The sequence below is a fragment of the Sellimonas sp. genome (genome assembly GCF_047234585.1).
In the GTDB taxonomy this organism is placed as follows: domain Bacteria; phylum Bacillota; class Clostridia; order Lachnospirales; family Lachnospiraceae; genus Sellimonas; species Sellimonas caecigallum.
Genome location: NZ_JBKSWG010000002.1, coordinates 75447 through 92957 on the forward strand (window position 1 = coordinate 75447; position 17511 = coordinate 92957).

General features: G+C 47.1%; 15 protein-coding genes. All 15 read left to right on the forward strand.

What is annotated here, in order from left to right; genetic code table 11:
• Positions 1-44 precede the first annotated feature (44 nt).
• The 15 genes from spoIVB (at position 45) to ACLROL_RS01135 (ending at position 17481) form a co-directional block, all read left to right on the forward strand.
• Positions 45-1106 carry a SpoIVB peptidase gene (gene spoIVB, locus ACLROL_RS01065; RefSeq protein ID WP_318256936.1) on the forward strand — a complete coding sequence of 354 codons (1062 nt, stop codon included), beginning with the start codon at positions 45-47 and terminating at the stop codon, positions 1104-1106.
• Between the two features lie 128 nt (positions 1107-1234).
• Positions 1235-2023 (forward strand): sporulation transcription factor Spo0A, encoded by a 789-nt coding sequence (spo0A, locus tag ACLROL_RS01070; protein WP_087199109.1) that lies wholly within the window; start codon positions 1235-1237, stop codon positions 2021-2023.
• A gap of 66 nt (positions 2024-2089) precedes the next feature.
• Positions 2090-3526: a glycogen synthase GlgA gene (gene glgA, locus ACLROL_RS01075; protein WP_087199111.1), complete on the forward strand. Its 1437-nt coding sequence runs from the start codon at positions 2090-2092 to the stop codon at positions 3524-3526.
• A 34-nt stretch (positions 3527-3560) separates the two neighbouring features.
• Positions 3561-4430 (forward strand): methylenetetrahydrofolate reductase [NAD(P)H], encoded by an 870-nt coding sequence (gene metF / locus ACLROL_RS01080; RefSeq protein ID WP_413067171.1) that lies wholly within the window; start codon positions 3561-3563, stop codon positions 4428-4430.
• A complete protein-coding gene (locus ACLROL_RS01085; protein WP_087211349.1) occupies positions 4423-5073 on the forward strand; it encodes a vitamin B12 dependent-methionine synthase activation domain-containing protein in 651 nt (216 codons plus the stop codon). The genes metF and ACLROL_RS01085 overlap by 8 nt, the downstream gene beginning before the upstream one ends.
• A 14-nt stretch (positions 5074-5087) precedes the next feature.
• Complete coding sequence (locus tag ACLROL_RS01090) at positions 5088-7484, forward strand: homocysteine S-methyltransferase family protein (RefSeq protein WP_413067208.1); 2397 nt, start codon at positions 5088-5090, stop codon at positions 7482-7484.
• A 76-nt stretch (positions 7485-7560) separates the two neighbouring features.
• Positions 7561-9072 carry a 4Fe-4S dicluster domain-containing protein gene (locus tag ACLROL_RS01095; protein ID WP_287448676.1) on the forward strand — a complete coding sequence of 504 codons (1512 nt, stop codon included), beginning with the start codon at positions 7561-7563 and terminating at the stop codon, positions 9070-9072.
• A 27-nt stretch (positions 9073-9099) separates the two neighbouring features.
• Positions 9100-11745 (forward strand): alanine--tRNA ligase, encoded by a 2646-nt coding sequence (alaS, locus tag ACLROL_RS01100; RefSeq protein ID WP_413067172.1) that lies wholly within the window; start codon positions 9100-9102, stop codon positions 11743-11745.
• Positions 11746-11912: 167 nt separating this feature from the next.
• Positions 11913-12089, forward strand: coding sequence for a 30S ribosomal protein S21 (gene rpsU / locus ACLROL_RS01105; protein WP_004054229.1), 177 nt, complete (start codon positions 11913-11915; stop codon positions 12087-12089).
• 124 nt (positions 12090-12213) lie between these two features.
• Complete coding sequence (locus ACLROL_RS01110; RefSeq protein ID WP_087199119.1) at positions 12214-12801, forward strand: putative ABC transporter permease; 588 nt, start codon at positions 12214-12216, stop codon at positions 12799-12801.
• Positions 12786-13460: a response regulator transcription factor gene (locus ACLROL_RS01115; RefSeq protein WP_087199121.1), complete on the forward strand. Its 675-nt coding sequence runs from the start codon at positions 12786-12788 to the stop codon at positions 13458-13460. The genes ACLROL_RS01110 and ACLROL_RS01115 overlap by 16 nt, the downstream gene beginning before the upstream one ends.
• An 87-nt stretch (positions 13461-13547) precedes the next feature.
• Entirely contained in the window at positions 13548-14465 is a 918-nt protein-coding gene (locus tag ACLROL_RS01120) for an ATP-binding cassette domain-containing protein (protein ID WP_087199123.1), read from the forward strand.
• Positions 14458-15309, forward strand: a complete 852-nt coding sequence (locus ACLROL_RS01125; RefSeq protein ID WP_413067173.1) for an ABC transporter permease — start codon at positions 14458-14460, stop codon at positions 15307-15309. The genes ACLROL_RS01120 and ACLROL_RS01125 overlap by 8 nt, the downstream gene beginning before the upstream one ends.
• Entirely contained in the window at positions 15309-16208 is a 900-nt protein-coding gene (locus ACLROL_RS01130; RefSeq protein WP_087199127.1) for a sensor histidine kinase, read from the forward strand. The genes ACLROL_RS01125 and ACLROL_RS01130 overlap by 1 nt, the downstream gene beginning before the upstream one ends.
• 112 nt (positions 16209-16320) lie before the next feature.
• Complete coding sequence (locus tag ACLROL_RS01135) at positions 16321-17481, forward strand: D-alanyl-D-alanine carboxypeptidase family protein (RefSeq protein ID WP_413067174.1); 1161 nt, start codon at positions 16321-16323, stop codon at positions 17479-17481.
• The last annotated feature ends 30 nt before the right edge of the window (positions 17482-17511 follow it).

The following is a 17511-nucleotide window of genomic DNA, read 5'->3' on the forward strand; positions in this document are numbered from 1 at the left end:
AGTTAGGAACACGTCCCCATTTCACGTAAAACAGGGGTGATATTGTGCAGAAAAGATGGTACCGCAGAAGTGTTTTGATTTTACTGATCGCTTTTATGCTGACTGGAGGAGGATATTGTTTTCTGGAATGGAAGCAGAGTCTGTTTGAGAGAGAAGCCAGCACTTCCGAAGTGTCGGACGATCTTTTGATCCCGGGAGGGATGCCGATCGGAATCTATATGGAAACAGACGGAGTGATGGTGCTTGGCACGGAGGCTGTGGAAGAAAAGGACGGCACTACACAGGAACCGGCGAAAAATATCGTGAAGGCTGGAGACTATATTGTCGGGATCAACGATGAGGCCGTGACAGACAAAAAAGACCTTCAGAGAGCTGTTAAGTCCCAGGAAGCGCAGGAGGTTGTGCTGCACCTTCGGCGGAACGAAGAATACGTGGACGTAAAGACAAAACTGGTTGATGCCAGGGATGGGAAAAAGCTTGGTATCTGGGTAAAAGATGACGAGCAGGGGCTTGGAACTGTCACGTTTCTGGACAGCAAAAGCAGGTTCGGGGCTCTGGGACACGGAATCCGGGATACAGATACGAGTGAACTTCTGGAGATTCGGGAAGGACGCCTTTACACAACCAGCATCCAGGAGATCAAAAAGGGAAAATCCGGGGAGCCTGGAGGTATGGAAGGGATTATTGTCTACAACAATTACAATATCTTAGGAACAATCGAACAGAACACGGAATCGGGGATTTTCGGGACGATAGACCGGATCGATGCCCTTTTTTCCGAGCAGGAAGCCATACCGGCGGCAGCGCCTTCGGACGTTCACACGGGAGAGGCCGTGATCCGCTGCGCTGTAAGCGGGAAAGTGGAGGAGTACAAAATTCGTATTACAAAAGTCGACCTGAATGCGCACGAAAAGAATAAAACCCTCGTCATCGAAGTGACAGATGAAAGACTTTTGGAATTAACCGGAGGAATCGTGCAGGGGATGAGTGGAAGTCCCATTATTCAGGACGGAAAACTTGTCGGTGCCGTGACACACGTCTTCGTCCAGAATGCGGCCAAAGGCTATGGGATCTTCATCCAGGATATGTTGAAATATGTCGGATAAAGCAAAAAATGTTTCACTCTGTCGAATTGTTACGACAGCAATTTCTTGATTCTGCAAACCGCCAATTTTATAATATGGAACGTAGCGCTTTTCAGAAAAGAATGGGAGAAATTGGAGGTAAATAAAAGATGGAGCAGGTAAATGTTGCGATTGCGGACGACAATGAACGAATGCTGGAACTGCTTGGCAGCATCATTGCGGAAGACAAAAGTCTGAATCTTGTCGGAAAGGCGAATAACGGGGAGGAAGTTTATCAGATTATAAAAACGAAAGAACCGGATGTCGTGCTTCTGGATCTCATCATGCCGAAAATGGACGGACTTAGTGTCATGGATATGGTAAACAAAGACGGGACTATCAGAAAGCGTCCTGAATTCATCATCGTGACAGCAGTGGGACAGGAAAAAATCACGGAAGATGCATTCCGGAAAGGTGCGGCATATTACATCATGAAACCTTTCCGGAACGAAGTACTTTTAAACAAGATCAGAAGCACACAGGAGAAAAAGCACGGGGAAATCCTGATACAAGGAACGGGACTCATGGAACGGTCAAAAGAGCCGGAACCGCTTGAGACAAGGGTTACCGATATGATCCACGAGATCGGGATACCTGCTCATATCAAAGGATATCATTACTTGAGGGACGCCATCATCATGGCGGTAGAAGATATGGATGTTTTAAACGCCATCACAAAGATTCTTTACCCGACGGTGGCGAAAAAACATCAGACAACAGCAAGCCGTGTGGAACGGGCTATCCGCCACGCCATCGAGGTGGCGTGGAGCAGAGGGAAGCTTGACATTCTCGATGAACTGTTCGGCTATACGGTTAGCAACGGAAAGGGAAAGCCGACCAACTCGGAATTTATCGCTCTTGTCGCAGACACCATCAGATTAGAGTATAAACATCGATAAAATCTTTGCAAATATGCAAAAATGCGGTATAATAAGACAAGAGCGTAAAAAATAGGAGGAAGGCTTATGAAAAGAATATTATTTGTGGCATCTGAGTCTGTTCCATTTATCAAAACAGGAGGACTGGCCGATGTTGTAGGTTCTTTACCGAAATATTTTGACAAAGAAGAGTACGATGTAAGAGTGATGCTTCCGAAATATATGTGTATGAAAGAAGAGTGGAAGGAAAAACTTTCTTATAAGACGCATTTTTACATGGATCTGAACTGGCGTGAACAATATGTGGGAATTTTGGAGCTTGTTCATGAGGGAATTACATTTTATTTCGTTGATAATGAATATTATTTCAACGGAGGGACACCGTACGGAGATATAAAATGGGATATCGAAAAATTTGCTTTTTTTTCCAAAGCAGCGCTGAGCGCACTTCCGCTCATCGATTTCCGGCCGGATATCATTCACTGTCATGACTGGCAGACAGGACTTGTACCGGTTTATCTTGATAATTTCCGTTACGGAAATGAATTTTTCCGCGGCATCAAGACGGTAATGACGATCCATAACCTGAAATTCCAGGGGGTATGGGACACAAAAACGGTCAAAGACATCACAGGACTTCCTCAATATTATTTTGCACCGGACAAACTGGAAGCGTACAGGGATGCAAACCTTTTAAAAGGCGGTATCGTCTACGCAGACAGAGTAACGACAGTAAGCAATTCCTACGCTGAAGAGATCAAGACTCCGTTTTACGGAGAACGGCTGGACGGTCTGATGAATGCCAGATCCAACTGCCTGTCCGGTATCGTGAACGGAATCGATTACAAGGAATGGGATCCGGCCACAGACAGTCTGATTTCCTATAACTATGATATCAGCAATTTCAGAAAGGAAAAAGTAAAGAACAAACTGGCGCTTCAGGAAGCGCTCGGACTCACACAGGACAAGAAAGCTATGATGATCGGTATCGTATCCCGGCTCACAGATCAGAAGGGATTCGACCTGATCGCCTATGTGATGGACGAAATGTGCCAGGATGCGGTACAGATCGTTGTCCTTGGCACCGGCGAGGAACGTTATGAAAATATGTTCCGCCACTTTGCATGGAAGTATCAAGGCAAGGTTTCCGCGAATATCTATTATTCCGAACCGATATCCCACAAAATCTATGCATCCTGCGACGCTTTTCTCATGCCGTCGCTGTTTGAGCCATGCGGTCTCAGCCAGCTGATGAGTCTGCGCTACGGAACCGTTCCGATCGTGAGGGAGACAGGCGGCCTGAAAGACACGGTGGAACCGTACAATGAATTCGAGAAGAAAGGTACCGGATTTAGCTTTGCAAACTACAATGCACATGAGATGCTGGCTGCGGTCCGTTACGCAGAAAGGATCTACTATGACAAACGACGTGACTGGAACAAGATCGTAGAACACGGCATGAGCCAGGATTTCTCATGGAAGAATTCAGCCGAACAATACAAAAACCTTTATGAAGAGTTATAGCGCTTTTGCGTATGAGACAGCACAGGAGACAGACATGAAGATAAAAGAAAAATTATATTCCGGCGGTGTTCATATTTCTTTTGAAGTATTTCCGCCGAAAACAGATGACAAATATGAAAGTGTGAAAAAGGCAGTGGACGAGATCGCCAAGGTGCGGCCGTCGTTTATCAGCGTTACATATGGAGCAGGGGGCGGTACAAGCAAAAATACCGTTGGGATTGCATCACATATTCAAAACGACCTCGGGGTGCCAAGCATTGCCCATCTGACATGCGTATCGTCCACAAAAAGTGAAGTAAAAGAAGTGGTAAGAAAACTCAAAGATGAAGGGATCCAGAATATCCTTGCGCTCAGGGGAGACATCCCGGATGGAATGGAGTACCTGGCAGAGGACAAATTCCGCCACGCGGAAGGGCTGATCCGTCTGCTTAAGGAGGAAGGGGATTTCTGCATCGGAGGAGCCTGCTACCCGGAAGGACACGTGGAAAGTCCGAATCAGAAAGAGGATATCCGTTATCTGAAGGAAAAAGTGGACTGCGGCCTCGATTTCCTTACGACACAGATGTTTTTTGATAACCACATCCTCTATAATTTCCTTTACAAGATCAGGGAAGCCGGGATCACGGTTCCTGTTCTTCCAGGGATCATGTCGGTCACAAACAAAAACCAGATCAAGAGGATTTGTTCCCTTTCCGGGACATATCTGCCGGAACGGTTTAAGGCTATCGTGGATCGGTTCGGGGATCATCCGGCAGCCATGCAGCAGGCTGGGGTAGCGTATGCGACAGATCAGATTATTGACCTGATTGCCAACGGCATCGACAACATCCATGTCTATTCCATGAATAAGCCGGAAATTGCCCGGGCGATCATGGCAAATCTTTCGGAGATTGTAAATGGATAGGAAGATCAAAGAGGCGATCCGTTATCTTGGATACGGGAGTCATGCGATAGATGAAAAGACACTTGCGATGATCGAAAGTTCTTTTGAGGAACTGGAGAAAATCGTGAGAATGCGGTTCATCTATCGCATTTTTGAATTGTCCCACGAAGAAGGGAATCGCCTCAGAATCGGACAATGGGAGATAGAAAGTAAGAGTCTGTCAAAAAATATGAAAGGGTGCGGACAGGTGGTGGTCTTTGCTGCAACCCTTGGTACGGAGGCGGACAGGCTGATGAGAAGATATGCTTTGACGGATATGGCAAAGACAGTCGTCATCCAGGCGTGTGCAGCAGCTCTTTTGGAAGAATACTGCGATGCCTGCCAGGATGAGATTTCGGAACAGATGTGGCAAGAGGGATATTATCTCCGTCCGAGGTTCAGCCCCGGGTACGGGGATTTTGATATCCGGCACCAGGAACGGCTGCTTGGCCTTCTGGATGCAGGAAAATCTATCGGGCTTACGATGACAGAAAGCTGCATGCTCGTCCCGACAAAATCCGTGACGGCTCTTATCGGAGCCAGCACGACAAAGACTGCATGCCACAGACAGGGCTGCGAAGTATGCGAAAAGACAGACTGTATATACAGAAGAGACAGCAGATGAAAAGGAGTGACCAGATGATCAGAGAACGGATCTACAAAGAATTGCTATTTTTGGACGGCGGCATGGGGACGCTTTTGCAGGAAAAGGGATTAAATCCTGGAGAACTGCCGGAAACATGGAATCTGAAAAACAAGGAGGCAGTCATCTCGATCCATCGCCAGTACTATGAGGCTGGAAGCGATATCGTCCTTACCAACACATTCGGGGCCAATGCACTTAAATTCCGCGACAGTGAGTATCGATTGCAGGATATCATACAGGCAGCGGTGGAAAATGCGAAAGAAGCGAGAACACTTGCAGGAGTCGATGATGGACGCCATTATATCGGGCTCGACATGGGACCCACCGGAAAGCTTTTAAAACCTATGGGATACCTTGGTTTTGAGGAGGCGTACGAAGCATTTGCAGAAGTTGTGCGATGCGGGGTAAAGGCCGGTGCGGATCTGATACATATTGAGACGATGAGCGATACGTACGAGACGAAAGCGGCTGTTTTGGCTGCGAAGGAGGAAAGTGATCTTCCTGTCTTTGCCACACTGATCTTTGATGAAAAAGGAAAATTGCTGACAGGAGGGGATGTTCCGTCAGTGGTAGCTCTCCTGGAAGGACTCGGCGTGGATGCGCTTGGAATCAACTGTGGACTTGGACCAAAACAGATGATGCCGATCCTTTGCGAGATGCGAAGATGGGCTTCGGTTCCTATTATCGTAAAGCCAAATGCAGGCCTTCCAAAACAGAAAGACGGACACACGTACTACGATGTGACGCCGGAAGAATTTGCCGACTGTATGGAGAAAATGGTAGAAGAAGGCGCATGCATCATCGGAGGATGCTGCGGGACAACCCCGGAACACATCCGGATGATGACAAACGTATGCCGGGAAAAAGCGATCCACGTACCGGAAAAGAAGACAGATACCATTGTATCTTCTTACGGACAGGCGGCTGTACTTGGAGATATGCCTCTGATCATCGGAGAGAGGATCAATCCTACCGGGAAGAAACGTTTTAAACAGGCACTCAAAGAGAAAGATATCGATTATATCCTGAAAGAGGGGATCCGCCAGCAGGAGCAGGGAGCCCATATTCTGGATGTAAATGTAGGACTGCCGGACATTGATGAGCCAGCTATGATGGAGGAAGTCATCACAGAACTTCAGGGTATCACAAGCCTTCCACTTCAGATCGACACGGTAGATGCAAAGGCCATGGAACGGGCCATGCGGATCTATAACGGCAAGCCGATGGTCAATTCCGTAAGCGGGAAACAGGAATCCATGGATATGGTATTCCCTCTTGTGAAGAAATACGGAGGTGTTGTCATCGGTCTTGCCCTTGATGAGGGAGGAATCCCTGAGACGGCGGAAGGCCGGGTAGAGATTGCCGGCAAGATCATAAAAGAGGCAGAAAAATACGGGATCGAAAGAAAAGATATCATCATAGACGTCCTGACAATGACGATCAGCTCGGAGCCGGAAGGAGCCAGGATCGTTCTGGAGGCTTTGGAGAAAGTAAGAAGACGTTACGGAGTGAAGACAGTCCTTGGAGTTTCCAATATCTCTTTCGGCCTTCCATACCGCCCGGCGGTCAACTCCACATTCTACGCTCTGGCTATGCAAAAAGGGCTGACAGCCGGAATCATCAACCCAGGATCGGAAGAGATGATGAAAGTCTATCGGTCTTATCTGGCGCTGATGAACTTTGATAAAAACTGCGAAGCTTATATCCGTGCATATGCAGATCAGGAGGAAAAAGGGAAGGAAAAGACAGGGGCAAAAGAGGAGATGACCCTTGGTTACGCCATCCAGAAGGGACTGAAAGAAGAGGCGGGCCATCTGGCCAAAGCCTGCCTTGGAGAAGCGGAACCGCTGGACATTATCAATCAGCATCTCATCCCTGCCCTTGATTACGTCGGAAAAGGATTCGAGAAAGGAACGATCTTCCTTCCGCAGCTTCTCATGAGCGCAGATGCGGCAAAAGAAGCGTTTGCAGTCATCAAAGAAGCGCTGGAGGAAAGCGGCAGACAGGAAGAAAAAAAGGAAAAAGTCATACTTGCTACCGTAAAAGGAGACATCCATGATATCGGGAAAAACATTGTGAAAGTTCTCCTGGAAAATTACGGATTTGACGTTATCGATCTTGGAAAAGACGTGGATCCAAAGCGGATCGTGGAGACAGCGATCAAAGAACAAGTCTGCCTTGTTGGATTAAGCGCCCTTATGACAACCACTGTCGTCAGTATGGAAGAGACGATCCGTCTTTTGAGGGAAGAAAAGCCGGACTGCAAAGTCATGGTAGGAGGCGCAGTTTTGAATGAGGAGTACGCGGATATGATCGGAGCAGACTTCTATGGAAAGGACGCGATGCAGTCCGTCTACTACGCACAGCGCGTGCTGAAGGAACAAGGGTAGTCCCTTGACACTTTCGGCTTCATCCATTATAGTAGTAAAAGAACTTTTAAGAGAATGAGATTAGGAGGGATCTGCCATGATGAGAGGACTTGATACTCCGGTAAGAAAGCGAAGAAGAAAAGTGTTCGAGGAGGTCGCTAGGATCGCATTTGAATCCACGCCGGAAACACTGAACGCAGAGTTGGAAGCTGTGCCTTACCGGCTTGTCAATGAAAATACGGAAAACTACAGGGAAGGGGTGTACCGTTTCCGTTCTATCGTAAGTGAACAGATGCGGCTCGCCATGGGTATGTCTCTTCGACCGGAAGATAAGCCTGTTCATCTGACTGCAGGCGTTGAGGCAAGTAATATTTCGGACAAATATTACGAGCCGCCGCTTATGCAGGTCATCCCGTCGGCATGCTCGGCCTGTGAAGAAAATAAATACGAAGTAAGCAATATGTGTAAAGGATGCTTCGCGCATCCATGCATGGAAGTTTGCCCAAAAGGGGCTATTTCTATGGTAAACGGACATTCTTTTATCGATCAGGAAAAATGTATCAAATGCGGAAAATGTAAATCTGTATGCCCGTATGACGCCATTGCCAAGAAAGAACGTCCATGTCAGGCAGCCTGCGGCGTCAAGGCCATCGAATCCGACAAATTCGGACGTGCCCGCATCAACCCGGACAAATGTGTATCCTGCGGTATGTGCATGGTAAGCTGCCCGTTCGGGGCGATCTCCGACAAATCTCAGATTTTCCAGCTGATACAGGCATTGAAGGAGGGAAAGGAGATCATCGCTGAGGTGGCGCCGGCATTTGTAGGACAGTTCGGGCCTGGAATCACGCCGCGAAATATTAAGGCCGCCCTCCATGAGCTTGGATTTTCCGCGGTGTACGAAGTGGCACTTGGGGCCGACATCGGCGCTATCGCCGAAGCACATCACTATGTGGAAAAGGTTGTGACAGGGGAACTGCCGTTCCTTCTTACATCCTGCTGTCCGTCCTGGTCCATGCTGGCGAAAAAGTATTTTCCGGATCTGATCGATGAGGTATCCCAGGAGCTTACTCCGATGGTGGCGACAGCCCGCACGATTAAGCAGGAACATCCGGAAGCACGAGTTGTCTTCATTGGGCCATGTGCGTCCAAGAAGCTGGAGGCGTCCAGAAGGACTGTACGAAGTGATGTGGACTTTGTCATCACGTTTGAAGAGCTTCAGGCCATTTTTGACGCAAAAGGGATCGATCTCACTACATATGAGGCGGAATCCTCTTTCCATAATGCAACAGGGGCAGGAAGAGGATATGCGGCGGCCGGAGGAGTGGCCAAAGCCATCGAGAAATGTATCAACGAATACTACCCGGAGGTGGAAGTCAACATCGAACACGCAGAAGGGCTTGCAGAATGTAAAAAGATACTGGCTCTTGCCAAAGCGGGAAAAATGAACGGATGTCTCATCGAAGGGATGGGATGCCCGGGAGGATGCATCGCCGGTGCAGGGACGAATATCCAGGTTGCAAAGGCAAAGAAAGCACTGGATGATTTTGTAAATCATTCCACAAAACAGCTTCCGCCAAAAGAGCTGGAAGAAATAGAATTAAATTAAATATACGATCAGGAGGCAGATAAAGTCATGCAGACTTATGGAGTGAACGAATTGAGAAAGATGTTCCTGGATTTTTTTGAAAGCAAAGGACATCTCGTAAAAAAGAGTTTTTCGCTTGTACCGCACAACGATAAGAGTCTTCTTCTTATCAACTCTGGTATGGCACCGTTAAAACCGTATTTTACCGGACAGGAGATCCCGCCGAGACGCAGGATGGCTACATGTCAGAAATGCATCCGTACCGGGGACATCGAAAATGTAGGGAAGACTGCGCGTCACGGTACGTTTTTCGAGATGCTCGGAAACTTTTCCTTTGGGGATTACTTTAAGAAAGAAGCCATCCGCTGGTCCTGGGAATTCCTCACAGAAGTCGTAGGGCTGGATCCGGAACGTCTCTATCCGTCTGTATATGTTGACGACCAGGAGGCGTTTGACATCTGGAACAAGGAGATGGGGATTCCGGCAGAGAGGATCTACAAATTCGGAAAAGAAGACAACTTCTGGGAACATGGATCCGGACCTTGCGGACCTTGTTCTGAGATTTACTATGACCGTGGAGAAAAATACGGATGCGGACGTCCAGACTGTACGGTAGGATGCGAGTGCGACCGCTACATGGAAATCTGGAATAATGTCTTTACACAGTTTGACAATGACGGACACGGAAATTACAGTGAGCTGGAGCAGAAAAATATCGATACCGGAATGGGACTGGAACGACTGGCCTCTGTTGTGCAGGATGTGGACTCTATTTTTGATGTAGATACCATAAAGGCACTCCGGGACCACGTATGCCGCATTGCAGGCGTGGAATACGGAAAAGATGAGAATCAGGATATTTCCATCCGTGTTATCACAGACCATATCCGTTCCGTGACATTCATGATCTCAGACGGAATTATGCCGTCCAACGAAGGAAGAGGCTATGTGCTTCGCCGTCTTCTCAGACGTGCGTGCCGCCATGGAAGACTTCTTAACATTGGAAGAAAATTCTTAAATGAACTTTGTGAGACTGTTATCGAAGGATCCAAAGACGGATATCCGGAACTGGAAGAGAAGAAAGATTTCATCCTCAATGTCATCAGCAAAGAGGAAGATCAGTTTAACAAAACGATCGATCAGGGGCTTGGCATTCTCGCGGATATGGAAAAAGACATGGCAAAAAATGGCGAAAAGACGCTTTCCGGCGAAAATGCATTCAAACTTTACGATACGTACGGATTCCCTCTGGATCTGACAAAAGAGATCCTGGAAGAGAAGGGACTTGGCATTGATGAGGAAGGATTCCAGGCGGCTATGAAAGTCCAAAGAGAGACTGCCCGCGCAGCACGGGGAGTCACAAACTACATGGGCGCCGACGTGACAGTCTATGAGTCCATCGACCCGTCTGTTACAAGTACATTCGTAGGTTATGACACTTTGACGCACGCTTCCAAAGTCACGGTTCTCACGACAGAGACAGAGATCACAGATGCGCTCACAGAAGGTGTGGAAGGCACGATCTTTGTGGAAGAGACACCGTTTTATGCTACAAGCGGGGGACAGAACGCGGACAAAGGTACGATCGTTTCTGAAGACGGAAGCTTTTCCTTTGAAGTAAAAGATGTCAAAAAACTGCTTGGCGGAAAGATCGCACATATCGGCTGCGTGACAAAAGGAATGGTAAAGACAGGAGATACCGTAAAGCTTCAGGTGGAAGAAGAAAATCGTCTCCTTTCCGGAAGAAACCACAGTGCCACACACTTGCTTCAGAAAGCGCTCCGCACGGTTCTCGGGACACACGTAGAGCAGGCAGGATCCTATGTGGATGCCTCCAGACTTCGTTTTGACTTTACTCATTTTTCCGCACTCTCACAGGAGGAATTAAAAGAGGTAGAAGAGATCGTCAACAAGGCAATCGCAGATGCCCTCCCTGTCAAAGTAGAAAATCTCCCGATCGAGGAAGCGAAAAAGACGGGCGCACAGGCTCTGTTTGGCGAAAAATACGGCGATATCGTGCGTGTGGTCAGCATGGGGGATTTCTCCATTGAATTCTGCGGCGGTACTCACGTAGACAATACATCTTCCATCGGCTGTTTCAAGATCATCTCTGAGACAGGCGTGGCAGCTGGAGTGAGAAGGATCGAAGCCTTGACAAGCAAAGGACTGTTGACTTACTATGCAGACCTGGAAAATGTACTCCATGAGGCTGCAAAAGCGCTGAAGACGACTCCGGATCATCTGGAAGAAAAGATCGCGCATCTTCAGATGGAAAACAAAGAACTCCGAAGCGAAGTTGAAAGCTTGAAGAGCAAACTTGCCAAAGACGCCATGGGAGATGTCATGGATCAGATGAAAGAGATCGGCGGTATGAAAGCAGTTATGCTCAAAGTAGAAGGTGTCGACATGAATGGTCTGAGAGAACTGGGAGACCAGCTCAAAGAAAAGATGGGCGAAGGCGTGGCAGTTATTGCATCCGTGGCAGACGGAAAAGTAAGTCTCATGGCGACCGCAACGGACGGAGCAGTGAAAAAAGGCGCGCACTCCGGAAACCTTATCAAAGCCATCGCAGGCCTTGTAGGAGGCGGCGGAGGCGGACGCCCGAATATGGCTCAGGCCGGTGGAAAGAATCCGGCAGGAGTGGACGATGCTCTGAAGAAAGCAGAAGAAGTACTGGGAGAACAGCTTTCCTGATCAGATCAAGAGGCTTTGCCTGCTTTTCATCGATACTTGTGAAAGAAAACGCAAAAAACTTCTTGACGTTTAAGCAAAGTGTGCTATAATACTTGTAGTGCAATAAAATACCCGAACAGTCGTATGATGCACAATACAGGACTGGAGGGGAGGTTAGGTGTGAGACAATGTCAAATGTAATCGTAAAAGAAAACGAAACACTAGACAGCGCTTTACGCAGATTCAAACGCAACTGCGCAAAAGCTGGAATCCAGCAGGAGATTCGTAAAAGAGAACATTACGAAAAACCAAGCGTTAGACGTAAGAAAAAATCTGAGGCTGCTAGAAAACGTAAATATAACTAATTATGTGCAGATAAATAGGGTGTTGTACAACACCCTATTTTTGTTTGCCCAATATGAATTGAAAAATACTTTTTGTGTTCCCGCCAAAAGGGGACACGTTTTCATAATAGAGGGAGGAAAAGTTATGTGGTATAAAGGAGAGATCTTCGGAGAAAGTTCTTATGAGATCGTCCTGTGGTTTATGGTATACAGCATTATGGGGTGGATCGTGGAGTCCATTTATATGTCGATCTGCAATCGGAAACTGACAAACCGGGGGTTTGCAAAAGGACCGTGCTGCCCGATCTACGGGTTGGGGGCTTTATCTGTCTTTTTCATGCTGCGGCCTTTTGCAGACTGCCCGGTACTCCTGTTTTTTGTGGGATCCATCGTGGCCACCACGCTTGAGTATTTTACAGCCATCGTGATGATCCGTATCTTCGGCGAAGTCTGGTGGGACTACAACGAAAAACCGTTCAATTACCGTGGTATCATATGCCTGGAAAGCTCGGTGGCCTGGGGATTCTATACGGTGTTCCTTTTCTTGTTCCTGCAGAATTTTGTCATATTCCTCGTAAGCAGCATTCCGACGTCCATGGGGAAAGTCATCGGAAGTCTGTTTCTGATTCTTTATGGTCTGGACTTTTCCACATCCCTTTATCGCGCAAAGAAGCAGGAGAAGCGAAAAGCAGAAGAAGAGAAAGAGGAGGAGACGGCATGGCAGCGATATTGATCATAGAAGACGATGTACATATCAATAATCTGTTGAGGGAGGCTCTTGAGCAGGAAGGATATCAGTGTATCCAGGCATTTTCCGGTTCTGAGGGAAATCTGGTACTGGAAAAAGGAGGGTTTGATCTTGTGCTTTTGGATCTCATGCTTCCAGGGATGCCGGGAGAAAAAGTGCTTCTTGAGATCCGGCAAAAAGGACAGATCCCGGTCATCGTCCTGACGGCAAAAGAAGAGCTGGACAGCAAGGTCGATATGCTCCTTGCTGGAGCGGATGACTATATTTTAAAGCCTTTTGAGATCCGGGAAGTGCTTGCAAGGATCCAGGTGCAGCTCAGAAAAAGCGGGAATGTCGGGCAGAAAACAGTGCTGGAACACAAAGGCCTAAGACTTGACAAAGAGGAACATCAGATATCCGTAAATGGGACCATCCTTACCGGGATCACAAGGCAGGAATTTCAGATTCTGGAGCTTTTTCTTACATGGCCCAAGAAAGTATTTGGCAAAGAAGAAATCTTCGAGGCGGCCTGGCAGGAACCTTTTATGGGAGAGACGAAGGCGATCGATGTCCACATAAGCAATATACGAAAAAAGCTCCGGGCAGTCTCCGATGTAAATTATATCGAGACCGTTTGGGGGATCGGCTATAAACTTACAAAGTAATATCTTTACGAAGTCTTTACTTTTTATTTGCGATAGATTTGAAAAGACACAGTATGATAGAGGCAGATAAGAAAAGGAGATGCAGATATGAGTGAGATATTACTAAGCACCAATATTTTAACAAAAAAGTATGGACGCCACAAGGCGGTGGACAAGATCAGCATCCGTGTCAGGAAAGGCGCGGTGTACGGGCTGATCGGAAGAAACGGAGCAGGGAAGACGACCTTTCTTAAGATGGTGGCAGGGCTTGCAAGCCCCACCTCCGGGGAGATCCGCATTTTTGGATATTCCGGAAAAAATCTCGAGAAGATCCGAAAAAGAGTGGGATGTCTGATCGAGGCTCCGGGTCTTTACGGCAATCTGAGCGCATATGAGAATCTGAAAATGAAGTGTAAGTTCTGCGGCATCGATAAGAAAGGATATATCGAGGATATTCTGGATACAGTAGGACTTTCCGATACGGGGAAAAAGAAGACAAAACACTTTTCTCTTGGAATGAAACAGAGGCTTGGGATCGGCCTCGCCCTTGTGGGAGAGCCGGATCTTCTGCTTCTGGACGAACCGATCAACGGGCTGGATCCTCAGGGAATCGTGGAAGTGCGGGATACCATCCTTCGACTTCAGGAAGAACGAAATATGACGATTGTCATTTCCAGCCATATACTGGAAGAATTATCAAAGATTGCCACGGATTACGGCATTATCCACCAAGGAAGCCTTCTCGAAGAGATCACAAGAGACGAGCTTATGAAAAAATGCAGTGAGCGGCTGGAGATCACATCTCCAAATCCGGAAAAGATCGTTCCTGTCCTTGATAGACTGGGATACCGAAAATATCAGATCACAGACAGAGAACATATCAGTATTTTTGAACATCTGGATCAGAGTGACAAGCTGAATGCAGAGCTTGTCCTTGCAGGGATCCCTATCAGAGAGCTAAAAGTAAACAGTGAAAAACTGGAGACATACTATCTGAATCAGACAGGAGGGGAACATCATGCTTAACATTATAAAGATGGACTTGTACCGGATGAGAAAGATGAGAAGTATACTCGTGATCTGGATGGTAATGGCGTTCATCCTCTTTTTTTCCACCATCATGATGCACGAAGAGTACGCGGATCCGGTAATGAATAAAAAAAACCAGGAAGAGATCGCAAAAAATCAGGATGAGGCTGCAGAGGACAGTCTTGGGATCTATGTACTGATTCCGACAGAACCGGGAGAAAAGGTAACGGTTTACGATATGGTCTATGCGAACACCCAGGGAAAAGTGATCAGCCTGTTCATCGCCATCTTTTCTGTCCTTTTTTCTACGGCGGATCTCCGAAATGGTTTTATCAAAAACATCGGCGGACAGACGAAAAAGAGATACCACCTGATCTTTTCCAAAGCAGCAGTCTTATTTTTGTTTACCGTGCTGACATTTGCGGTAACAGTCGCCGTGCAGACCATATCCAATATCATTTCTTTTGGATATCTGGAATTTGGACCGCAGAAAGAATTTCTTTCTTATCTGCTGACGGAGGGGATGCTCCACTACGGTCTGGCGCTGATCGTCATGGGAATTGCGATCCTGATTTCAAACAACGTGATCAGCATGACCATCGCAGTCTGTCTCTGCATGAATATGACGATGATCCTGTACGGATTTGTGAATAAGGCGGGGGATATGCTGTTTGGAGAGACATGGAATATCGTTCCATATACCGTGTCCGGACAGATCGGAAGTATCGGAATTCATCTGACAGGGCAGGAGGCTTTGCGCGGTATATGGACAGCAGCCATTTACGGTATTGTTTTTGTCATACTTAGTATGTTTGTATTTCAAAAGAGGGATATACGATAATGGGAGCAATTATTGTGCTGCTTACGGCAGCAGTCATCATCTTAGTATGTATATTGATTATTTACAAGCGGCAGATCAGAGATATCTGCCGCCAACTTTCGTTTTTGAAAGAACATGAGAGCAATCTTATGATCACAAAGCAGATAAACGGAGGAGATATCCGTGAACTTGCCGACTGCCTCAATGAGATGATCGAACGCCAAAGGAAGGAACGCAGAAAATATCTGAAAAAAGAGCAGGAGATTTCCGATATCTACACAAATCTGTCCCATGATATCCGCACTCCCCTTACTTCCCTAAATGGATATTTTGAGCTTTTGAGAGACAGTGAGAAACTGGAGGACAGGCAACGTTATCTTTCTGTTATCGAAGAGAGGATCGACAGTTTAAAAGAGATGTTGGAGGAGCTCTTTACTTACACAAGACTGAAAAATGAGACGTACAATCTTGAACTCAAAGAACTTTATTTTGAGCGTATTCTCAAAGAGACGATTTTTTCCTATTACGATGAATGGGAAAAGAGAGGCATAGAGCCGGATATCCAGATAGAGGAAACATCCATGAAGATGCTGGGAAATGAGCAGGGGCTTAAACGGGTCGTCCGCAATATTATCAAAAACGGGCTGGATCACGGGCAAAGCCAGATCTGCATTGCACTTCGCAGGGACGGCCAGGAAGCAGTCTGCCTGTTTCGAAACAAGACGGAAAGACCAGGAGATATCAATCCTGACCGCGTGTTCGAACGGTTTTATAAAGCAGATCAAGCCAGAAGCAAAAGTTCTGCCGGGCTTGGCCTTTCCATTGCCAAAGAATTTACAACTCGGATGAACGGACAGATCAAGGCTTTTCTTGATGATGGCTGGTTTGCCATAGAGATTCGCTTTCCTCTCCTCGGATAAAAGTGTATGCTCGTGTCGTCTCATCTGGGTAATCTTCTTTTGCCTGGAAAAAGGAATATTTTCCCAAGTGTCCTGTAAAATGATAATAAAGGAAATAGACAGGGGAAACTACGTGAAAAAACTGATCGCAGCCGTGCTGGCAGCCGCTTTGCTGTTCTCATGCAGGGTAGTGCCGGTAAAGGCAGAAGAAGGGCCGGCCATCGAAGCGCCGTCGGCGATTCTCATGGAAGCGTCCACAGGGAAAGTTATTTATGAAAAAGATGCGGACAGTAAACGCCCGCCGGCAAGCGTCACAAAAGTGATGACACTTTTGCTGATCTACGATGCACTGGAGGCAGGGACGATAAAAAAGGAGGACGTGGTAGCGACCTCAGAGTATGCCGCATCCATGGGAGGATCCCAGGTATTTCTGGAAGTAGGAGAAGAACAGACTGTCGACACACTCCTGAAATGTATTGTCGTATCCAGCGCCAACGATGCCTGTGTGGCCATGGCAGAACGGATCGCAGGATCAGAGGAGGCGTTTGTAAATGACATGAATGAACGAGCAAAAGGACTTGGGATGAAAAATACATCTTTCAAAAACTGTAACGGTCTGGATACAGACGGCCATGTCACGACAGCCCGGGATATCGCGCTGATGTCGAGGGAACTGATCACGAAGTATCCGGATATTTACAACTACACGAAAATCTGGATGGATACGATCGTACATAAAACGAAAAAAGGAGAGGAAGAATTTGGGCTTTCCAACACAAACAAGCTGATCCGGCAGTACACTTATGCCACTGGACTTAAGACTGGATCTACAGGGAAAGCCAAATTTTGTCTGAGCGCCACAGCAAGAAAAGATGATATCGACTTGATTGCCGTCATCATGGCAGATCCGGACTCCAAGACTCGGGTGGCAGACGCTCAGAAACTTTTGAATTATGGGTTCTCCAAATGCCAAAAGTACGAGGATGCAGATTACTCGAAGCTCCAGGAAAAGATTCCGGTAGAGAAGGGAGAAAAGAAAGAGGCTGTCGGTATCCAGAAAGAAGGATTCTCCTATGTGGACACCGAAGGAAACGACCTTTCCCAGGTAAAAAAGGAAATCAACATGGACAAAAAGAAAACTGCGCCGGTCAAAAAAGGGGAGAAGATAGGGACAGTCGTGTACAAGATTGGAGAGAAAACGATCGGAGAGGTGCCCGTCGTGGCAAAAGAAACGGTGCCCGCATTGACACTCAAAGGAGCCATAGAAGAGGTTTTAGGCAGCTTTTCGTTGTAAAATCTTAAGAAAAATTATATAATGTCGTGG